The sequence below is a fragment of the Amycolatopsis sp. lyj-90 genome, from assembly GCF_046549035.1.
In the GTDB taxonomy this organism is placed as follows: Bacteria; Actinomycetota; Actinomycetes; order Mycobacteriales; family Pseudonocardiaceae; genus Amycolatopsis.
Map to the genome: position 1 here is coordinate 235,873 of NZ_JAJPWP010000003.1, position 19,579 is coordinate 255,451.

At 68.8% G+C, this 19,579-nt stretch carries 19 protein-coding genes and 1 pseudogene; 10 read left to right on the top strand and 10 right to left on the bottom strand.

Going from position 1 to position 19,579, the window contains the following annotated elements:
* Window positions 1-55 precede the first annotated feature (55 nt).
* A complete protein-coding gene (locus ACLJPX_RS12525; protein ID WP_410600218.1) occupies window positions 56-649 on the bottom strand; it encodes a TetR/AcrR family transcriptional regulator in 594 nt (197 codons plus the stop codon).
* A 90-nt stretch (window positions 650-739) separates the two neighbouring features.
* On the opposite strand from ACLJPX_RS12525, the gene ACLJPX_RS12530 reads away from it, so the two are divergent.
* From ACLJPX_RS12530 to ACLJPX_RS12540, 3 genes are read left to right on the top strand one after another with little or no spacing between them, the layout of a single operon-like run.
* Entirely contained in the window at window positions 740-2,239 is a 1,500-nt protein-coding gene (locus tag ACLJPX_RS12530) for an MFS transporter (RefSeq protein ID WP_410600219.1), read from the top strand.
* A gap of 51 nt (window positions 2,240-2,290) precedes the next feature.
* Window positions 2,291-3,982 (top strand): SDR family oxidoreductase, encoded by a 1,692-nt coding sequence (locus ACLJPX_RS12535; RefSeq protein ID WP_410600736.1) that lies wholly within the window; start codon window positions 2,291-2,293, stop codon window positions 3,980-3,982.
* Between the two features lie 23 nt (window positions 3,983-4,005).
* Window positions 4,006-4,596 (top strand): TetR/AcrR family transcriptional regulator, encoded by a 591-nt coding sequence (locus ACLJPX_RS12540; protein ID WP_101610829.1) that lies wholly within the window; start codon window positions 4,006-4,008, stop codon window positions 4,594-4,596.
* A 51-nt stretch (window positions 4,597-4,647) separates the two neighbouring features.
* Here the strand turns inward: ACLJPX_RS12540 and ACLJPX_RS12545 are convergent, their stop codons facing one another.
* Window positions 4,648-5,799 (bottom strand): citrate synthase 2, encoded by a 1,152-nt coding sequence (locus ACLJPX_RS12545; RefSeq protein WP_410600220.1) that lies wholly within the window; start codon window positions 5,797-5,799, stop codon window positions 4,648-4,650.
* Between the two features lie 292 nt (window positions 5,800-6,091).
* On the opposite strand from ACLJPX_RS12545, the gene ACLJPX_RS12550 reads away from it, so the two are divergent.
* From ACLJPX_RS12550 to ACLJPX_RS12575, 6 genes and pseudogenes are all read left to right on the top strand, one after another.
* The gene (locus tag ACLJPX_RS12550) at window positions 6,092-6,394 is read left to right on the top strand and encodes an urease subunit gamma (protein ID WP_410600221.1); all 303 of its coding nucleotides are present in this window, start codon (window positions 6,092-6,094) and stop codon (window positions 6,392-6,394) included.
* 11 nt (window positions 6,395-6,405) lie between these two features.
* A complete protein-coding gene (locus ACLJPX_RS12555) occupies window positions 6,406-6,699 on the top strand; it encodes an urease subunit beta (protein ID WP_410600222.1) in 294 nt (97 codons plus the stop codon).
* The gene (locus tag ACLJPX_RS12560; protein WP_101610825.1) at window positions 6,699-8,420 is read left to right on the top strand and encodes an urease subunit alpha; all 1,722 of its coding nucleotides are present in this window, start codon (window positions 6,699-6,701) and stop codon (window positions 8,418-8,420) included. The genes ACLJPX_RS12555 and ACLJPX_RS12560 overlap by 1 nt, the downstream gene beginning before the upstream one ends.
* A pseudogene (locus tag ACLJPX_RS12565) lies at window positions 8,420-9,093 on the top strand (urease accessory protein UreF). The gene ACLJPX_RS12560 and the pseudogene ACLJPX_RS12565 overlap by 1 nt, the downstream one beginning before the upstream one ends.
* A complete protein-coding gene (gene ureG, locus ACLJPX_RS12570; protein ID WP_101610823.1) occupies window positions 9,083-9,790 on the top strand; it encodes an urease accessory protein UreG in 708 nt (235 codons plus the stop codon). The pseudogene ACLJPX_RS12565 and the gene ureG overlap by 11 nt, the downstream one beginning before the upstream one ends.
* Window positions 9,787-10,485: an urease accessory protein UreD gene (locus tag ACLJPX_RS12575; RefSeq protein ID WP_410600223.1), complete on the top strand. Its 699-nt coding sequence runs from the start codon at window positions 9,787-9,789 to the stop codon at window positions 10,483-10,485. The genes ureG and ACLJPX_RS12575 overlap by 4 nt, the downstream gene beginning before the upstream one ends.
* 85 nt (window positions 10,486-10,570) lie before the next feature.
* On the opposite strand, the gene ACLJPX_RS12580 is transcribed toward ACLJPX_RS12575, so the two are convergent.
* Window positions 10,571-11,662, bottom strand: coding sequence for a lipase family protein (locus ACLJPX_RS12580; protein WP_410600224.1), 1,092 nt, complete (start codon window positions 11,660-11,662; stop codon window positions 10,571-10,573).
* Between the two features lie 91 nt (window positions 11,663-11,753).
* Here ACLJPX_RS12580 and ACLJPX_RS12585 point away from each other — a divergent pair, with 91 nt between their 5' ends.
* Window positions 11,754-12,374, top strand: coding sequence for a TetR/AcrR family transcriptional regulator (locus tag ACLJPX_RS12585; protein ID WP_410600225.1), 621 nt, complete (start codon window positions 11,754-11,756; stop codon window positions 12,372-12,374).
* Window positions 12,375-12,445: 71 nt separating this feature from the next.
* On the opposite strand, the gene ACLJPX_RS12590 is transcribed toward ACLJPX_RS12585, so the two are convergent.
* From ACLJPX_RS12590 to ACLJPX_RS12620, 7 genes are read right to left on the bottom strand one after another with little or no spacing between them, the layout of a single operon-like run.
* Window positions 12,446-13,039 (bottom strand): GTP-binding protein, encoded by a 594-nt coding sequence (locus ACLJPX_RS12590; protein ID WP_410600226.1) that lies wholly within the window; start codon window positions 13,037-13,039, stop codon window positions 12,446-12,448.
* Window positions 13,017-13,397, bottom strand: a complete 381-nt coding sequence (locus ACLJPX_RS12595) for a DUF742 domain-containing protein (RefSeq protein ID WP_410600227.1) — start codon at window positions 13,395-13,397, stop codon at window positions 13,017-13,019. The genes ACLJPX_RS12590 and ACLJPX_RS12595 overlap by 23 nt, the downstream gene beginning before the upstream one ends.
* 20 nt (window positions 13,398-13,417) lie before the next feature.
* Entirely contained in the window at window positions 13,418-13,843 is a 426-nt protein-coding gene (locus ACLJPX_RS12600) for a roadblock/LC7 domain-containing protein (RefSeq protein WP_005156032.1), read from the bottom strand.
* Complete coding sequence (locus tag ACLJPX_RS12605) at window positions 13,840-16,542, bottom strand: nitrate- and nitrite sensing domain-containing protein (protein ID WP_410600228.1); 2,703 nt, start codon at window positions 16,540-16,542, stop codon at window positions 13,840-13,842. Before ACLJPX_RS12605 ends, ACLJPX_RS12600 begins: the two co-directional genes overlap by 4 nt.
* A 14-nt stretch (window positions 16,543-16,556) precedes the next feature.
* Window positions 16,557-17,333, bottom strand: a complete 777-nt coding sequence (locus tag ACLJPX_RS12610) for an ABC transporter ATP-binding protein (protein ID WP_410600229.1) — start codon at window positions 17,331-17,333, stop codon at window positions 16,557-16,559.
* The gene (locus tag ACLJPX_RS12615) at window positions 17,330-18,289 is read right to left on the bottom strand and encodes an ABC transporter permease (RefSeq protein WP_410600230.1); all 960 of its coding nucleotides are present in this window, start codon (window positions 18,287-18,289) and stop codon (window positions 17,330-17,332) included. Before ACLJPX_RS12615 ends, ACLJPX_RS12610 begins: the two co-directional genes overlap by 4 nt.
* Window positions 18,286-19,290 carry an ABC transporter substrate-binding protein gene (locus ACLJPX_RS12620; protein ID WP_410600231.1) on the bottom strand — a complete coding sequence of 335 codons (1,005 nt, stop codon included), beginning with the start codon at window positions 19,288-19,290 and terminating at the stop codon, window positions 18,286-18,288. The genes ACLJPX_RS12615 and ACLJPX_RS12620 overlap by 4 nt, the downstream gene beginning before the upstream one ends.
* Between the last annotated feature and the right edge of the window lie 289 nt (window positions 19,291-19,579).

A 19,579-nucleotide genomic window follows, 5' to 3' on the forward strand; every position in this document is an offset into this window, starting at 1 on the left:
CGCGTTTAGTCCTCTGGATGCGGTAGTTGCACACGCAAGTACCGCATCCAGAGGACTAAACGCGGGGGGGGGTCAGCAAGGTGCGCACTGCGGTTTCGAGGGAGGGGAGCAGGGCGGCCGGGTCGGCGGAGGTGAGCATCCGGTTCGCGAAGCCGTCCGAGAGGGCGAGCACGGCATCGGCCAGGTCTCGCGCCGCGAGGTCGTCTCGGACGTCGCCCGCGGTCTGGGCCTCCTCGAGATACCGCGTCGTGATCTCCTGTAGTTCGTCGTAGCCGGTGCGGATGAATTCGGCCCAGGACGGCAGGACGGCCGCGCGCGCGGTGAAGGCGTTGATGACGATCACTTCCGCTCGGCGTTGTTCGTCGAGCGGCATCGCCTCGATCAGCAGTCGTATCAGCAGGTCCAGCAGGTTTCCGGACTGATCGAGGGTCTTCCAGCGCTGCTCCAGGAATTCGCTCGTCATGTCGAGGGCGAAGCGGAACAGGTCCTCCTTGGTGGAGAAGTACTTCTGCACCGCGCCTGCGGAAACCCCGGCCTCTGTGGCGACAGAGCGCACGCTGACGGCTTCGACGCCTTCGCGCGCGACGATGCGCAAGAGGGCTCCGGCGATCTCTCGGCGGCGCTCGGTCCGGTCCACGATCTTCGGCACGGCCGTATCTTCCTCTTCGCTGACTCGATCGGCAGCCTTGCCCGTCCGTACTTTTTAGAATACATTCGTATCCGAAACGGGGGTACTGGGGTGGACGAAGTCACGCAGAAGAGGCGCGCGGAAGAGAATCAGTTCGCCGCCGCGCTGACCAAGGGGCCGGCGGAGGTCCTCGACTTCCTCCTGCCGTTGTGGGTGGGGAGCCAGCTCGGCGCGTCGGCCGCCGAGGTCGGGGCGCTGACCGCGTTGGAGACGCTGGTGTCGTTCGTGGTCCGGCCGATCGCGGGCTCGCTCGCGGACAGGTTCGACCGCGGCCGTGTCGCCGCCGTCGGAGCAGTCCTCTATGGACTGTCCTTTGTGGTCTACGCCGTGACGCCGGGCATCGGGGTCGCCTATCTGGCCGCGGTTCTCGGCGGCGCGGGCGGCGCGCTGTTCTGGGTCGCGCTACGGGCGCGCGTGGGGGAAGGGCTCGCGAGGGACGACGCTGCGTTCAGCAAGCTGTTCGCAGCCGAAGGTGGCGGCACGTGGATCGCGTTCGTCGTCGCGCTGACCGCGATCGCCTGGATCGACTACCGGGGCGTGTTCTGGCTCGGCGCGGCGGCCTGCGTGGTGGCCGCGGTGGTCCTGCTGAACGCGAGATCCGCGCCGGTCCAGGCGGAAGGTGCGCCACGGCTTCTGCAACTGGGCAAACGGATGCGCCCGATGCTGGCGCTCGTCGCGTTGACCGCGATGGCCGAGGCCGGGGTCGCTCTCCTGCTCCTGATGCATCTGCAACGCGGGCATCAGCTGCAGCTCGGGGAGATCGCGGCCGTCTTCATCCCCGGGTTCATCGTGTACAGCATCCTGCCGGACTACCTGCACGGCTTCGTCCGCAAGATCGGCCGGACGAGGGTGCTCGCGCTGGCGATGGTCGCGAGTGCGCTCTTCGCCGCCGGGCTGTCCTTCGCGCCGAGCCCGGCGGTGCTCACGGTCATGTGGATCCTGTCCGCGGCGGCGTTCGCGGCGGCCATCCCGGTGGAGCAGGCGGTGGTCGCCGAGGCAGCCGGGCTGAGCCTCGGCCGGGCGATGGGAATCTACGAGAGTGCGACGCTACTCGGAGCGACGATCGGGACGTTCCTGGCGGGTCAGCTCTACGGCTCGGACGCGGGCTGGCGCGTCGCCTGCTTCGGCGCGGCTGTGCTTCTGCTCTTCGGATCGTTCGTGGTTCGTGGCGCCGTCCGGCGTGTCGGAGTTGCAGAGTTTCCCGTGGAACCAGCGAAAACGGTGTCACAGAAGGAAGAACCGGCGCTCCGCATGATCGAGGAGGCATCGCAAGAGTCCGAACCGGTGAAGGCCGAGGCGAACAAGCGCGCGAATCCGATCCGGAACTGGGCGATCCACGCCGCCGTCTACGTCCTCGCGCAGGCGGCGCTGGCGATGGCCGGACACAGCTGGCCCGTCGAAGCGTTGTTCGGCGGTCCGCACGACGCCGGCTGGTTCTGGAACTCGAGTGGTCACTGGCTGTTGAACCTCGGCCGGATCTGGACCTTCGTCTTCGTGATCGACACCGTATGGACGGCGGGTCGCGCGCTCCTGAAAAAGCGGCCTTATTGACATGTTGTCTAACATGACACTATGTCTTACAAGCGGGTGTCTGATACGTGGGTGACGGCCAGCGACGGTGTCCGCCTCTCGGTCCGGGTGACCGGTGTCGACGACGCGCCCACGGTGGTGCTCGTTCACGGCTACCCGGACAACGGCTCCATGTGGGACGGCGTCGCCGCCCTGCTGGAACGCCGTTTCCGGGTCGTCGTCTACGACGTCCGCGGCGCGGGCCGCTCGGACAAGCCTTCGGGACGCAAGTCCTACAAGCTGGACCAGCTGTCCGATGACCTCGCCGCGGTCGTCGACGAGGTCCAGCCCGAGGGCAAGGTTCACCTGCTCGCCCACGACTGGGGCTCCATCCAGACCTGGCATTCCGTCACCGGCGACAGGCTGCGCGGACGGCTCGCGTCGTTCACGTCGATCTCCGGGCCGAGCCTCGACCACGCCGGCGCGTGGTTCCGCGCGCAGATGCGCCCGAATCCGAGGCGGCTCAAGAACGCGCTCGCGCAGGGCACGCACTCGACGTACATCCTCGGCTTCCAGCTCCCCTTGATCCCGCAGCTGCTGTGGCGCTCCGGCGCGATGGGCGCGCTCATCGGCCGCATGGACCCGGCGGCGGCCGCACCCTCCACTTCGGACGGTCTCTACGGGCTCAACCTGTACCGCGCCAACATGTTCACGCGTCTCTCCCGGCCGAAGCCGCGTAACGCCGAGATCCCGGTGCAGGTGCTAGCGCCCACCGGCGACAAGTTCGTCACCACGCCGCTGCAGACCGAGATCGAGCGCTGGGCGCCGGATCTGCGCGTCCGCCGGATCGTCGGCACGCACTGGGTGGTCCGCGAAAAGCCGCAGGTGATCGCGACCGCCACCGCCGAGCTGATCGACCACGTCGAAGGCGGCGAGGAAAGCCGCGCGCTCAAGCAAGCCCGAGAAGGCGGTTTCGCGCACAAGCTCGTCGTGGTCACCGGCGCGGGCAGTGGGATCGGCCGCGCGACGGCGCTCGCGTTCGCGGACAAGGGCGCCGACCTCGTCATCACCGACATCAACGGCTCGGCGGTCGCGGACACCGCGAAACTCCTGCGGGACAAGGGTGCCACCGTCGGCGAGTACACAGTGGACTCCTCCGACGCCGAAGCGGTCGAGAAGTTCGCCCAGCAGGTCAAGGAGGAGTTCGGCGTCCCGGACATCGTCGTGAACAACGCGGGGATCGGCCTGTCCGGCCCGTTCCTCGACACGACAGTCAAGGACTGGGAACGCCTCATCGACGTGAACCTGTGGGGCGTCATCCACGGTTGCCGCGTCTTCGCCGAGCAGATGCGGGACCGGGCCGAAGGCGGCCAGATCGTCAACGTCGCCTCGGCCGCCGCGTACCTGCCGTCGAAGATCCTTTCCGCCTACGCCACCACGAAATCCGCCGTGCTGACGCTGAGCGTGTGCCTGCGTGCCGAGCTCGCCGCCGAGAACATCGGCGTCACCGCGATCTGCCCCGGCATCGTGAACACCAACATCACCAGCACCACGCGGTTCGTCGGCGTCGACGACGTCGAACAGAAGCGGCGCCAGAAGTCGAGCAGCAAGCTGTACGCGAAACGCGGCTTCGGCCCGGAGAAGGTCGCGCGGGACATCCTGCGCGCCGTCGAGAAGGACAAGGCGATCCAGCCGTCGACCCCGGAGGCCAAGGCCGCGCTCGTCCTCTCCCGGCTCACCCCCGGACTGCTGCGGGCCGCGGCGAAGCTGGACATCACCCCGTGACATCCGCCAGACGGCCTCGCCGGATGTCGCCGCAGGCGCGCCGCGAGGACCTGATCCGCGCCGCGCTGGACCTGTTCGGCTCGCGCGCGCCCGAACTCGTCACGGTCGACGACATCATCGCCCGCGCCGAGGTCTCGAGGCCGTTGTTCTACCGGTACTTCTCGAGCCTGAGGGAACTGCAGGTCGAGGCGCTGAAGACGGTCACCGAAGGGCTCATCGACGGCCTGGCCGGACTCGAGGAAGGCCCGCCCGAAACGCGGCTGCGGGCCGCCGTCCGCGGGCTGATCGACGTCGCCGACCACTACCGGGCGGGCTACGTCGCCCTGTTGCGCAGCGGTTCGGTGATCGCGACCTCGGAGACGGACGCGGCGATCGACGAGGTCCGCAACCGTGCTGTCGAGCTCATCCTCGACGCGCTGGTGGTGCCGGAGCCTTCGCCCATGCTCATGCTGACTTTGCGGTGCTGGACCGCTGTCGTCGAGGGCGCCCTGCTGAGCTGGCTGCAGGAGCGCTCCGTGCCGCGCGAGGTGCTCGACGGCTGGCTGGTCGATCAGCTGACGGCCATGCTCGCCACTACCGCTCGGCACGATTCTTCGGTCCCGCAGACGCTATGAAAGGCCCGTTACTTGCAAAATTTGCAAGTAACGGGCCTTTCATTGCACGCGCTAGGCCTGCTTCGCGACCAGGTCCCAGCCTTCGACGTCTTCCGGCTTCCGCGGCTCCGGCCCGACGTACTTGGCCGACGGGCGCACGAGGCGGCCGGTCTTCTTCTGCTCCAGGATGTGCGCGGCCCAGCCGGCGGTGCGGGCCGAGCTGAACATCGCGGGCATCATGTGCGGCGGCACCTGGGCGAAGTCCAGGATCACGGCCGCCCAGAACTCGACGTTGGTCTCGATCGGGTGATCCGGGCGCCGCTCGCGCAGCTCCTTCAGCGCCACCTGCTCCAGTTCGGCGGCCGCCTCGTAGCGTGACGCGCCCAGTTCCTGGCAGGTGCGGCGCAGCACGCGCGCCCGCGGGTCCTCCGCGCGGTACACGCGGTGCCCGAAGCCCATCATCCGTTCCTTGCGGTCCAGGATGCCCTTGACCAGGCCGGAGGCGTCACCGGTCTTCTCGACCTCTTCGATCATCGGCAGCACCCGCGCCGGCGCGCCGCCGTGCAGCGGGCCGGACATGGCGCCGATCGCGCCGGACAGGGCCGCGGCGACGTCGGCGCCGGTCGAGGCGATGACGCGGGCGGTGAAGGTCGAGGCGTTGAGACCGTGCTCGGCGGCCGAGACCCAGTAGGCGTCGATGGCCTTGACGTGGGCCGGGTCGGGCTCACCGCGCCAGCGGACCATGAACCGCTCGGTGATCGACTTCGCCTCGTCGACCCGGGTCTGCGGGACGGCGGGCTGCCCGATGCCGCGAGCGGACTGGGCGACGTAGGAAAGCGCCATCACCGAAGCGCGGGCCAGCTGGTCGCGGGCCTCTTCGTCGGTGATGTCGAGCAGCGGCCGGTAGCCCCAGATGGGGGCGAGCATGGCCAGCGCGGCCTGGACGTCGACCCGGACGTCACCGGTGTGCACCGGCAGCGGGAACGGTTCGGCGGGCGGTAGCCCGTGGCCGAACCGGCTGTCGACGAGAAGACCCCAGACGTCACCGAAGGTCACCTTGCCGGCGAGATCCTCGATGTCGACACCGCGATAGCGCAGGGCGCCACCGTCACGGTCGGGCTCGGCGATTTCGGTCCGGAAGGCGACAACGCCTTCGAGGCCCGGTCGGAAACCGTCGTCGACCTGGTCGGACGGCTGATTGGTGCTGATCGTGGAGGCACTCACTGTGGTGAAACCTTTCGATGCGCATTCCCCGGCTTTGTGTTTCACGCGTGGACGGGATACACGCAGCGAAGGCGCGCCTCATCGCACGGATGGACAAACCTTGCTCCACGTCGGGGCCAGGGGCAATCGAAAGATGTGGTGGTTTCGGTCACGATTACGAGAACGATTCAGTGAAAACGGCCCCCGTACGCGAAGAGTTACGGCGACGTTCACTTTGCGTGTACCGGGCACCGAGGTAAATCCTGTGTTTCGAGAACCGGCGCAGGACGGTTTCCGGTGATAGACCTTTCTCATGCACCTGAGCCCCCAGGAGCGGGACAAACTGCTCATCCACGTCGCGGCGGACGTAGCGCGCAAACGCCTGGAGCGCGGGGTCATCCTGAACTACCCCGAGGCGGTGGCACTGATCACCGACCACGTTCTCGAAGGCGCCAGGGACGGCCGGACGGTGAGCGAACTCGTCGCCAGCGGCCGGTCGGTGCTCTCCCGGGCACAAGTGCTGGACGGCGTGCCGGAAATGGTCGATTCCGTCCAGGTCGAAGCCACTTTCCCGGACGGGACGAAGCTCGTCACCGTGCACGACCCGATCGTCTAGAAGGGGGACGGGTGCGCCCAGGAGAGATCATCGCCGGCGCGGAGCCGGTCGAACTGAATCCCGGCAGGCCGCGGGTCCGGCTGCTCGTGCGGAACCTCGGCGACCGGCCCGTCCAGGTCGGTTCGCACTACCATTTCGCGGCGGTCAATCCTGGACTCGAATTCGATCGCGAAGCCGCGCGCGGGCACCGTCTCGACGTGCCCGCGGGAACTTCGGTTCGTTTCGAACCGGGCGTCGAACGGGAAGTCGACCTCGTTCCGCTGGCCGGGAACCGGCGCGTGCCCGGCTTGCGGAAGGAATCCTGATGCCGTCGATCGACCGTGAGCGTTACGCCGAACTCTTCGGCCCGACGACCGGGGACCGGATCCGCCTCGCGGACACGGACCTGCTGATCGAGGTCACCGAAGACCGCAGCATGGGGCCGTCCGGCAGCGGGGACGAGGTGCTGTTCGGCGGCGGCAAGGTGATCCGCGAATCCATGGGCCAGGGGATGGCGACCAGGGCCGAAGGAGCGCCGGACCTGATCATCACCGGCGCGGTGATCCTGGACCACTGGGGGATCATCAAGGCCGACGTCGGGGTCCGCGACGGCCGGATCGTCGGCATCGGCAAGGCGGGCAACCCGGACACGATGGACGGTGTGGATCCCGCGCTGGTCGTCGGACCGTCGACGGAGGTGTTGTCCGGCAACGGGAAGATCCTCACCGCGGGCGGGATCGACTGCCACGTCCACTTCATCTGCCCCCAGCTGACCGATACCGCGCTGGCGTCCGGGCTGACGACCCTGGTCGGCGGCGGGACCGGGCCGGTCGAAGGCAGCAAGGCGACCACGGTCACGCCCGGCGCGTGGAACCTCGGCCGGATGCTGCAGGCGATGGACGGCCAGCCGGTCAACGTCCTGTTGCTGGGCAAGGGGAACACCGTCCGGCACGAGGCGCTGCGCGAGCAGCTCGCCGCCGGCGCGGGCGGGTTCAAACTGCACGAGGACTGGGGGAGCACCCCGGCCGCGATCGACGCCTGCCTCACCGTGGCCGACGAATCCGGCGTCCAGGTGGCGATCCACACCGACACCCTGAACGAGGCGGGTTTCCTGGAGTCCACTGTGGACGCCATCCGGGGCCGTTCGATCAACGCGTACCACACCGAAGGCGCGGGCGGCGGGCACGCGCCGGACATCATCCAGGTCGCCGGTCTGCCCAACATCCTGCCGTCGTCGACGAACCCGACGCGCCCGCACACCGCGAACACCCTCGACGAGCATCTCGACATGCTCGTCGTCTGCCACCACCTGAACCCGTCCGTGCCCGAGGATCTGGCGTTCGCCGAAAGCCGCATCCGGCCGACGACGATCGCGGCCGAGGACGTCCTGCACGACCTCGGCGCGATCTCCATGATGAGCTCGGATTCCCAGGCGATGGGCCGGATCGGCGAGGTGATCATCCGGACCTGGCAGACCGCGCACGTGATGAAGCGGCGGCGCGGCGCGCTGCCCGGAGACGGCGCCGCCGACAATCTGCGGGCTCGTCGCTATGTCGCCAAATACACGATCAACCCCGCGATCGCGCACGGGATGGAGCGCGAGATCGGTTCGGTGGAGATCGGGAAACTCGCGGATCTCGTGCTGTGGGAACCGAAGTTCTTCGGCGTCCGGCCGCATGTCGTGCTGAAAGGCGGATTCCCGGCATGGGCGGCGATGGGTGACGCGAACGCGTCCATCCCGACACCGCAGCCGGTGCTAGCCCGGCCGATGTTCGGCGCGGCCCCGAGGGTCGCGTCCGCGAGCAGTTTCCATTTCGTGGCGCAGGAAGCGATCGACAACGAAGTGGCCGAACGGTTCGGCATCTCGCGGACACTGGTGCCGGTCTCGAACACCCGCTCCCGAGGCAAGGCCGACATGGTGCTCAACGACGCCACGCCGGACATCCGGGTGGAGCCGGACAGTTTCGCCGTGCACGTCGACGGCGAGCTGATCGAGCCGCAGCCGGTGACGGAACTGCCCATGGCGCAAAGGTACTTCTTGTTTTGATGGACCTCGCCGCGCTCATTTTGGCCGACTCCCGGTTTCCCGGGGGTGGGCACGTCCATTCCGGCGGTCTCGAAGAGGCCGTCGCCCGGAAGCTGATCACGCACGAACGCGATTTGCCGGGCTTCCTCTCCGGGCGCTTGCGGACCGCGGGGTCGCTGGCAGCCGTGTTCGCCGCGGCCTCTGCGCACGCCGCCGCCCGGAATGTCCAGAGTGGGCATTGGCGGCGGCTCGACCTCGAACTCGACGCCCGGACGCCGTCGCTCGCGCAGCGGGAGGCGTCCCGGGCGCAAGGGCGAGGAACGGCGAGGGCGGGCAAGGCGGCGTGGCCGTCTCCGGTGCTTTCCCGGCTGCTGAAGGAACTCCGCGGCCGCATCATCCGGTGGTCGTCGGCGCGCTGGTCGGGGTGCCCTTCGACGCGGCGATGACGGTCGCGTACCTGGCGATCAGCGGTCCGGCGAGCGCGGCCGTCCGGCTGCTCGGGCTGGACCCGTTCGCCGTCAACGCCGTCGTGGCACTGCTCTCCGCCGAGGTCCGGGAGGTTTCCCTGCGTGCGGCCGAGGTCGCGGGGGACGATCCGGCCGAGCTTCCGGCGCCGGGGTCTCCGGCGCTCGATCTGTTCGCCGAGGCACACGCCCGGCATCACAAGGAAGAGGTGCGTCTCTTTGCCAGTTGAGCACGGTCATGGACACGGTCACGTCCACCCGGTCAACTTCGACCCGACGGCCGCCGAACCCGATCACTACGACCAGGCGCCGACCGCGGGCCGCGCCTACCGGATCGGCATCGGCGGGCCGGTGGGCAGCGGGAAGACCGCGCTCACCGCGGCGCTGTGCCGGGCGCTCGGCGACGAGGTGAACCTCGCCGTCGTCACCAACGACATCTACACCACCGAGGACGCCGACTTCCTGCGCAAGGCCGGAGTGCTCGACCCGGAACGGATCGAGGCCGTGCAGACCGGCGCCTGCCCGCATACTGCGATCCGCGACGACATCACCGCCAACCTCGACGCCGTCGAACTGCTGGAGGAGCGCTTCCCGGGGCTGGACCTGGTGATCATCGAAAGCGGCGGCGACAACCTCACCGCGGTGTTCAGCCGGGGGCTCGCGGACAGCCAGGTCTTCGTGGTCGACGTCGCGGGCGGCGACAAGGTGCCGCGCAAGGGTGGCCCTGGCGTCACCACCGCGGATCTGCTGGTGATCAACAAGATCGACATCGCGCATCTGGTCGGCGCGGACATGGACGTGATGACGTCGGACGCGCACCGGATGCGGGGTGAGCTGCCGGTCATCACGCAGTCCCTTGTGGACACTCCGAACGCGCCGGACGTCGCGGCCTGGGTCCGCTCGCTGCTCCCGGTCCGCGCGGGGTGAAGGCGCACGCGCGGCTGACCGCCTGCTTCGAGGGCGGCCGGACCGTACTGCGTGAGCTGCGCTCGATGGCGCCGCTCACACTCCTTCCCAAGCGGGGCACCGGCGCGACGGCGATCGTGCACCTGGTCAACTCGGCGACGTCGCCGCTCGGCGGCGATGAGCTGAAGCTGACCATCCGCGTCGGCCCCGGTGCCTCGCTGCGGCTCTCCGGAGTCGCGGCGACCATCGCGCTCCCCGGCCTGCACGGCGAGGGAAGCGTGTCCGAAGTGGACATCGAGGTGGATGACGGCGGGTCACTGGAGTACCTGCCGGAACCGACCGTGGTGACCGCCCGTGCCCGGCACCGCGCGGTGTTCAAGGCGTCTCTGGCGGCCGATGCCTACCTGCATACGCGGGAGGTGCTCGTGCTCGGTCGGGCAGGTGAGCGGCCTGGGTCTTTGGTGACCACTCAGCACGTGACGCGCGGGGAAGTCCCGGTGTTGCGGCAGACGCTGGAGATCGGGGACTCCACTTTGGACTCCAGTCTCGCGCATCTGGCCGGACGCAGGGTGCTGGCGACCGACCTGGTCGTCGGTGGCCCGGAGCTGCCCGAGGAGTCCGGCGAGTGGTGGTCGCGGACGCCGCTCGCAGCGGGTGGGACACTCACGACGTCACTGGCGCACGATGCCGTGACCGCGCTCAAAGCGCTGAGCTGAAGGGGACTTTCCCCGCGTCTAACGCGACGAAAGGGCCCTTCGCCGCATCGCATGCGGCGAAGGGCCCCTTCAGCCCGACTCCCCGTCAGAACTTGGTGCCCAGCCAGGTCATCGCGACCGGCCCGCCCACCGAGACGCCGCCGATGTGTTCCAGCAGCGGGAACTCCTGCCAGGTGACGTCGGCGCCGAGGGCGCGGTAGCGGTCGCGCAGGCCCTTGCCGATCGAAAGCGGGATCAGCTCGTCCAGCGACGCGTGGTACAGGTAGACCGGCGCGCCCGGCTTGGTCTTGCCTGCCAGGTTCTCACCGAGCCGGGCCTGCCAGCGCGGGTCGGACGAAACGTTCGGCACGGTCGTGAAGTCGTTGAGCCGCGCGAAGGGCGCCGCCGCGCCGAGTTCGACGGTGCACGCTTCCTTGACCTTCGCGACGGTCCTCTCGCCCTTCGCGTTGAGCACGTCGTTGAAGGGCAGCTCCGGGTACGCCGTCGAGTAGCCGACAGCGGCGCCGAGGACCAGCCCGAACGCCGGGCCGCCGTCGTTGAACTTCAGGACCGCGTTCAGATCCGCCGGGACACCGCCTTCCGCGACGCCGACCAGGTTGACGTCGGGCGCGTAGGACGGCTGCAGTTCGCCGGCGAACGCTGCGGCCTGACCTCCTTGCGAGTAACCGAAAACGCCGACCGGTCCGGTCTTGGACAGGCCCGCTTCGGGGACGCGGGAGGCGGCGCGGGCGGCGTCGAGGACGGCCCGGCCTTCGGACTGGCCGACGGCGTACGTGTGCGTCCCCGGGGTGCCGAGGCCCTCGTAGTCGGTCACGACGACCGCCCAGCCGCGCGAAAGCGCTTGGCTCATCAGGAGGACTTCGTTCTCGGACCCGTTCGTCAGCCGGGTCGACGGCGCGCAGCGGTCGCCGAGGCCGTGGGTGCCGACGGCGTAGCTGACCAGCGGGCGCGGCCCCTTCGTCCACGGCGTGTGCGGGACCAGCAGGATGCCCGACACCGTGTTGGGCTGTCCGGTCGCCGAGGTGGAGCGGTAGTTGAGTTTCCAGGCCTTCGCCGGGGCGGTGGCGATCACCGGCCGGTAGTCGACCAGGTCCCCGGGCGCGTTCGGCGCGGCTTGCGCGGCGGGCGCGCCGATCAGGGCGGCTGCGAGGGCTGAGACCAGAACTGTCCGAAGCACCGTTGCCTCCAGTTTGGTAATTAAGATTTTCGCAATGTAGGCGGTGTTGGTAGCATCTGGCAATCCCTATTACCGAATCGGGGGAGGTCGAGTGGCCCGCACGTACGGCGGGGTCGCACCCGAGCAACGGCGCGCCGAACGGCGTGAACGCCTGCTCACCGCGGCCCTGGACCTGTTCACTTCGACGGGCTACCAGCAGGCGAAGATCACCGAGTTGTGCACGCGCGCCGGCGTCTCGACGCGGAACTTCTACGAGGAGTTCGAAAGCAAGGAGAAGGTGCTGCTGACCCTGCACGAGCGCATCAACGCCCTCGCGCTGGAGCACGTCACCGGGATTCTGGAACGGCTGGAGGACGCGGACGCGGTCACCAGGATCGGGACGCTGCTGGACGTCTTCGTCAGCACGGTGACCTCGGATCCCCGGATGCCGCGGCTGAACTACGTCGAAGCGGTCGGCGTCAGCGCCGCTTTGGAGGCCCAGCACCAGGAATGGGTCGACCGGTGGGCCGCGTTCATCGAGTCGGAGGCCCGGCACGCCGCCGTGGCCGGTGTCGCACCGGACCGCGACTATCACCTGACCGCGATCGCGCTCGTCGGCGCGGCGACCGGACTGCTGCGCGAGTGGCAGGCGCACACGCCGCCGTTACCGGTCGCCGACGTCGCCGCCGAACTCCGGGCCCTGATGCTCGCCGCCATCACCCGGCCCGTCTGACACCCCGGCGTTTCGTCCTCTAGTTGCGGTCTATGCCGTATGCAAGGACAGCAACTAGAGGACTAAACGCGTCAGGAGGCGGCGGACGCCCGGCGGAAGGTGTTGTGCAGGACGGCGAGCAGCGCGTCCCGGACCGACAGCCGTTGCCGTGCGTCGAAGGTGATCAGCGGGACGTCCTCGCTCACCGCGAGCGCCCAGCGCACGTCTTCGAGGTCGTGCTTGAGGGAGCCGTCGAAGACGTTCACCCCGACCACGAAAGGCAATCCGGCCTTCTCGAAGTAGTCGACCGCCGGATAGCAGTCGTCGAGCCGCCGGGTGTCGACGATGACGAGCGCGCCCAGCGCGCCCAGCACGAGGTCGTGCCACATGAAGCCGAACCGGTCCTGCCCCGGCGTGCCGAAGAGGTACAGCTTCACCTCGTCGTCGATGGTGAGGCAGCCGAAGTCCAGCGCCACCGTGGTGGTGGTCTTCGACGGCACCTCCCCGCTCGTGCCGTCGACGGCCGCGCCTGCCGAGGTCATGGCGGCCTCGGTGGTCAGCGGTTTGATCTCCGAGATCGCCCCGACGGTGGTCGTCTTGCCGACGCCGAACCCGCCCGCGATGACGATCTTGACCGGTGTCGGCGGCTTGACCGCCGCCGGTTCAGCGAATTGCTTCGAGTCCACGAATGACCCTTTCGATCATGCCGAGGTCCTGGGTGAGGGCTCCGGCCGGGCGCCGGAGCACCACGTAGCCGAGCGCGGCGAGATCCGCCACGAGCACCCTGGCCACGCCGATGTGCAGGCCGAGCATCGCCGCCACTTCGGCGACGGATTTCGTTTCCCGGCAAAGGGAAACGATCTCCCGTCGTTCGAAGGTCAGCCTCGACTGCGACGCCGCGCCGAGCCTGCTGGTGAGCACCTGCGCTTCGATTTCGAGCGTGCCGTCCACCGGCTGCGCACGGCCGGCGGTGAGCAGATACGGGCGCAGCGGCGAGATGCCCTGATCGCCGCCGCGGGGCCGAGGTACCTGATCGTCGCTCATTCCCTTATCCCCTCGTCATTTCAGCTGCCGACACTCTTCTTGAGTTCCTCGATCAGCGCGGGGGTGAGCACCTCGGTGGCCCGGTTGGCGAACATCGCCATCTCGTAGGCGATCGTGCCGAGACTGGCCTGCTTGGTGGCGAGCACGCCGAGCGAGCAGCCGATGCTGATCGTGCAGACCAGCAGGTAGCCCTGCTCCAGCTCGATGATGATCTTGTCGGGCGAACCGAGCGGGTGGCTCTCCGAGACACCGTGGGCCAAACCGAGCATCGCCGAGCAGATCGCGGCCAGCCGGTCGGCGTTGGCGCGTTCCAGCTCGGACGACATCGCGATCAGCAGGCCGTCGGCCGACACGGCGATCGCGCCCATCGCGCTCGCCGTGTTCTGTGCGAAGCGCGTCACCAACCAGTTGAAATTCCGGGCTTCGACGCTGACTCCGGTCGTCATCTCTTGCTCTTCTCTCTCTGTTCCATCTCCGGGTTGACGGCTTTCTCCAACCCGTCACTGAAGGCGTCGAACGCGGCACGTTCGGCCTCGGGGTCACGCATGCCCTTGGGCTTGGCGGTGTTCAGGGCGGCCCGCGCGGTCTGGTGCCGTGCGGCCGGTCCTTTCGACAGGCCCGGCGCCAGCTGGGCACCGGGGACCCGGCGGGTGAGACCGCCGCGGGAGGCGGCGGGAACGGGCGTCGGGGTCGGCATGGGCATGGGCATCGGGTTGCCCGCCGGTGGGCTCACCGGGGGCGGCGGGGCTTGCGGCGGTACCGATTCTGCTGGCCCCCCGGTGGCCTTCGCGAGTCCTGCCTCGAAACCGTCGAAGGCCGCTTTCGCCGCTTCTGGATCATGCCTTGACTTCTGCCGCGACGGTGCTTCGGGGGCACCGGGAAGCTGCGCGCCCTTGACCCGCCGCCGCAGCCCGCCGCGGGTCTCCCCGGAATCGGCGGTCAGCGTGGGTGCGGGAGCTTCGTAGGCGGGCAGGGGTTCGGGCAACGAGACGGGAACCGGCGCGGGTACTGGTTCCGGCATCGGCATCGGCTCCGGGGTTTCCCGGTCGGTCTTGCGGAACCACCGGAAGTCCTTGGGGGGCTGGCCGTCGCGCGGGATCATCCCGGCGATCGCCAGTGTGGGCAGTTCGCGCCCGGACGCCTTCTCCCGCGGCTGGGACTTGGGCTGGGACCGCGGCGGGGCGGGCTCGTCGCCCGGTTCCGTCGTCGGCCACGCCGGCGGCGGCACGGCCTTCTGCACGGGCTGCCGGTAGGTCAGCAGATTCGGCGGGACGGCGATGCGCGCGGTGATGCCCGCTCCCGGCTCGGTCTCGGTCAGCTCGACCTTGAGCCCGTGCCGCCGCGCGAGCCGTCCGACCACGAACAGCCCGAGCACACTGGTCGGCGCCAGTTCGAGCCGCTCGCGTTCGACCAGCCGCCGGTTCTCCTCGGCGAGCCGTTCGGCGGTCATGCCGATGCCCTGGTCCACGATCACGATCAGGCAGGAGCCGTCGGGCAGGATCTTCGTGCCGACGTCCACAAAGGACTCCGGCGGGGAGAACGAGGTCGCGTTCTCCAGCAGCTCGGCGAAGATCAGCACCAGATCCGAACCGAACGGCGACGACAGCAGGACGTCGCCCATCGAGCCCAGCCGGACCCGCTGGTAGTCCTCGATCTCCGCGAGCGCCGAACGCAACGCGGTCGACAGCTCGATCGGCCCGGAAATCCGTGCCTCGTCGCGGTTTCCCGAAACGACGAGGAGGTTGTCCGCGTTCCGGCGCAGACGGGTGGAGAGGTGGTCGAGCCGGTAGAGACTCGCCAGCAGCGCGACGTCCTGCTCGTTGCGCTCCAGTTCGTCGACCAGTGCCAGCTGCCTGCCCACCAGGTTCTGCGTCCGCTTCGCGACGTTGGCGAACATCAGGCCGACGTTGCGCCGCGTGACGGCCTGCCGTTCCACCAGTTCGGCCGCGGTGGCCTGCACCCGGTTGAACGCCTCGGCCAGTTTGCCGAGTTCGTCCTGCGAGGACACGTCGATGGTGGCGAGCCGCGGCGCGAGTTCTTCGGCCTGCTCGGTGTCGGTCACGCGGACCAGTTCGGTACTCGCGAGGTCCGCGACCGACGTCGCCGCCGTGGTCAGCTTCCGCAGCGGATCCGCGATCGACCGGCTGACCGCGATCGCGAGACCACCGACCAGCAGGAACAGCACACCGGCGCCGACACCGATCGTCCACGCCAGGTTCTGCGCGGCGTCCGCTCGCGCGGTCGCCGTGTCGGTGATGCCGGTGGTGACCGCGTCCTGGGCGAGCCGTCGCTGGTTCGACTGGGCTTCGACGGCGCCGAGGATGTCCGGCAGCAAGGCCTGCACGGCCTGTTGCCCGCGGGTGTCCGGAAGCCTGGCCTCCAGCGCGTCGACCCGGCGGCCCGTCTCGCCCTGCTCCACCGAGACGACCTGCGTCGCCTGGGTGACGTCGGCCTGCTGCACGAACCGTTCGAGGAACAGCGACGCCTGCTGCTTCGCGTCGTCCAGCACCGGCTCACCCGAATCCGGGGTGATCAGCACGATGATCAGCGCCATCCCGCGCAGCGAGTTCTCCTCGTTCGCGCGCAGCAGCGCGTCGAGCGCGGTCAGCTGCCGGGTGCCCTCCGCGTCACTGGTCTGCTGCGGGACGAGGCGGAGCGAGTTGATGACCGAGTCGATCACCGCGTGATACGTCCGCGCCACGCTGTCCAGCGAGGCACCGCGCCGGAGCGCGTTCTCCCTGATCTCGTTCAGCGACCCGATCCGCACGAGGGCGGCCGCGAGTTCTTCCGGCGCGTCGGCGCTCAGCTGCGAACGCACCCGGTTCACGGTGTCCGCGACGACGCCCTGCTGCTTCTGCATGGCCCCGCTGCCGGCCGTCGACGACGCGATGTAGTGCGCCGTCAGCAGCCGTTCCCGCTGCAGTTCCCACGCCAGCGTGCCGAGGGCGCGTGCCTGCGACGCGACGTCGGCGGTGGTGCGGGCGGACCGGGCGTCGTCGATCTCCCCGGCGACGTAAGGCACCGACACCAGGACCACGGCGGTCAGCGGCAACATCAGGAGCAGGTTGAGCTTGCCCCGGATGCCGAGTCTGCCGAGCAACCCGGAACGCGGGGTGCGTTCCGGCCGGGTCTTCCCGTGCCTCATGATCACCTTTCTTCTCAGCTTCGTCCGAGGTGCCCGCGGTGCTGCTCCCGGACGAGATCTTCGATGGACGCGCGCAACGCGAGGAACTCCGGCGCGCGTTTGACCGCGAGGTCGCGTTCACCGGGCAGGTCGACCACGATGTCCGCGGCCACCCGGCCCGGGTCCGAGGCGAGCACCACGACGCGTCTTCCGAGGAACACTGCCTCTTCGACATCGTGGGTCACCATCAGCACGGTGGTGCCGGTGTCGGTCCAGATCCGGCGGATCAGGACCTGCATGTCTTCTTTGGTCTGGACGTCCAGCGCGCCGAAAGGTTCGTCCAGCAGCAGGACGTCGGGTTCGCACGCCAGCGCCCGCGCGATCGCGACCCGCTGCTTCTGCCCGCCGGAAAGCTGTTTGGGCAACGACTTCCGCAACCCGTCGAGCCCGGTCTCCTCGAGATACCAGTCGACGCGGCGCGCTCGCTCGGCCTTGTCGAGGTTCAGCAGTTCGAGTCCGAACGCGACGTTGCTTTCCACCGAACGCCACGGATACAGCGCCCCGTGCTGGAACACCAGTCCGCGATCCGGGCCGGGCCCGGTCACCGCGTCGCCGTCGAGGGTGATCAGGCCCTCGGACGGTTCGGCCAGCCCGGCGATCAGCGAGAGCAGCGTCGACTTGCCGGACCCGCTCGCGCCGACCACGCACACGAAGTCGCCGCGCGCGATGTCGAGATCGATCCCGTCGAGAGCCCGGGTGGTCTTGCCGCGGACGGTGTAGTCCTTGGCCACGGCCTTCAGCTGGAGCGTCATACCGCCCACTTCCCGACGCGCGTCCGCAGCTGCCGCAACGCGATGTCGATGACCAGTCCGAGCAGGCCGATCACGATCAGCAGCGCGAAGATCCGGTCGGTCTGGGTGAACCGCTGCGCCCGCATGATCCGCAGGCCGAGACCGGCGGTGGCGTTGATCAGTTCGGCGACCACCACGAAGTTCCACGCGGCCGCGGCGTTGACGCGGGTCGCGTCGATCATGCCGGGCAGCGCGTGCGGGACGATCACCTTGCGCAGGACCTCGCCGCGGCGCGCGCCGAGCGTGTAGGACACGTCGATCAGCGAACGCGGCACCCCGCGGACGGCGTCGGCCGTCATCAGCGTGTTGAAGAAGACCGTGCCGAGGAACAGGACCGCGACCTTCGACGGCTCGCCGAGGCCGAGCCAGATCATCAGCAGCGGGATGAACGCGCTCGCCGGCAGATAGCGCAGCATCGCGATGACCGGCTCGAACAGCGCCAGTCCCGCGTTGAACGTCCCCATCACGATGCCGAGCGGGATCGAGACGAGCACCGCGAGCCCGAAGCCGAGCAGGACCCGCTGGGTGGTGGCCCAGAGGTCGCTGAACAGTTCGCCGGACTCGATCATCTTGAGCAGCGCGTCGAACACCGCGACCGGGGTCGGCAGGAACGTGGGCTTGATGGTGCCCAGCGCGTTCAGCGTCACCCAGATCAGCAGCGGGATCGCGAACGAGGCCACCGCCAGCGTCCACCGCCAGCGCGCGGGGATCGGTGTCCGGAGCGAGAACAGCGGTGAGGCGTTCGGCTTGAGGCCCGCCCGGCGGGGCAGCGGCGACCAGTCCGGTCGCTTGCCACCCCGGAGACGGCCTTCCTGCGCTTCGGCGAGCCGCTGCTCGTCGTCGAGACGGCGCGCCTCGGCCTCGTCAGCGGCGTCCGTCCGCTGAGCGGCCCGGCGGGCCGAATCCGTGGTGCTCACTTCACCGCCTTGACGTACTGGTCGTCGAACAGCCCGTCGAAGTTGGGCCGGTTCTGGGCGAGCCCGTTGGAGATGATGAAGTCGGCGATCTTGCCCGCCTGGAAGTTCAGGTGGGCGGGGGTGACGCCCGGGGTGAACGCGTCGAGGTTCTGCTGCTTGGTGAAGATCGTGGTGCCCGCGTCGTAGGTCTTGTACTCGTCGATCGACACCGCGCCGCGTTTGGCCATGATCTGCACGGCCTCGTCCCGGTTCTGCTTGATCCAGTCGATCGTCTGGAACCAGGTGGTCACCAGCGCCTGGACCTCCTTCTTGCGCTCCTTGGACATCTGCTCGGAGACGACGAGGTGGTCAGGGATGGCACCGGGGAACTCGGCGGACGTCGCGATCGCGCGGCTGCCGGGACGCTCGAGCGCCTTCGAGGTGAACGGGGCGAAGGCGGCGACCGCGTCGACCTGCTCGCCGACGAACGCGGCCGCGGCGGCGTCGGTCAGCAGCGGGACCAGCTGGACGTCCTTTTCGGTCAGTTTCGCTTCCTGCAGCGCGAGCAGCAGGAGGTAGTGGTCGACGGTGCCCTGCTCGACGGCGATCTTCTTGCCCTTGAGGTCGGCGACGCCGGTGATCCCCTGGCGGGCGATGATCTTGTCGTTGCCGGTCGAGTTGTCGTTGACCAGGACCACCGACAGCTTCGCGCCACCACTGACGGAGGCGAGGGTGTCGTTGAGGGTCTGGCTGTTCGCGTCGATCGCGCCCGAGGAGAGTGCGTTGATGCTTTCGGTGTAGCTGTCGAACCACTTCAGGTCGACGCTCACGCCGTTCTTCTCGAAGAGGCCCTTCTCCTGGGCGACCGCCCAAGGGAACCAGCCCGGCCAAGCGCTGTAGCCGATGGTGACCTTGGTGCCGGAAGCGGCCGTGCTGTCGGAACAGGCCGAAAGGGCCGTCACACCAGCCAGCGAAAGGGCACACAACAACGCCGTCATGACACGGCGGGAACGGGAAATCACAACGCACTCCTGGGGAAGGGGAGTAACAAGGTCGTAGAAAGTTCCGGCGGCTCGAGGGCAGGGGTGATCGACCGACGTCGAACTCCCTCGCGGAAGCCCGGCCGGCAATAGCGGACGGAGCGGCCGCACACCCGGCCGTCCCATCCAAACCTCTGAACACACTGGATAGAGGTGATCACCCCGTTGCTCTCGGCGGCGATCCTATCGAGTGGCGCAAGGTCTACCTAGTGTGATCATCAGCTCTTGCACGATTTGCTGTCACATTCTGCTAAATCAGGAGCGTTCGCCC

Coding starts and splice junctions, on each gene's coding strand:
- ACLJPX_RS12540 (WP_101610829.1), top strand. CDS start 4,006: ATGTCGCCGCAGGCGCGCCGCGAGGACCTGATCCGCGCCGCGCTGGAC.
- ACLJPX_RS12550 (WP_410600221.1), top strand. CDS start 6,092: ATGCACCTGAGCCCCCAGGAGCGGGACAAACTGCTCATCCACGTCGCG.
- ACLJPX_RS12560 (WP_101610825.1), top strand. CDS start 6,699: ATGCCGTCGATCGACCGTGAGCGTTACGCCGAACTCTTCGGCCCGACG.
- ACLJPX_RS12595 (WP_410600227.1), bottom strand. CDS start 13,397: ATGAGCGACGATCAGGTACCTCGGCCCCGCGGCGGCGATCAGGGCATC.
- ACLJPX_RS12600 (WP_005156032.1), bottom strand. CDS start 13,843: ATGACGACCGGAGTCAGCGTCGAAGCCCGGAATTTCAACTGGTTGGTG.
- ACLJPX_RS12605 (WP_410600228.1), bottom strand. CDS start 16,542: ATGAGGCACGGGAAGACCCGGCCGGAACGCACCCCGCGTTCCGGGTTG.
- ACLJPX_RS12610 (WP_410600229.1), bottom strand. CDS start 17,333: ATGACGCTCCAGCTGAAGGCCGTGGCCAAGGACTACACCGTCCGCGGC.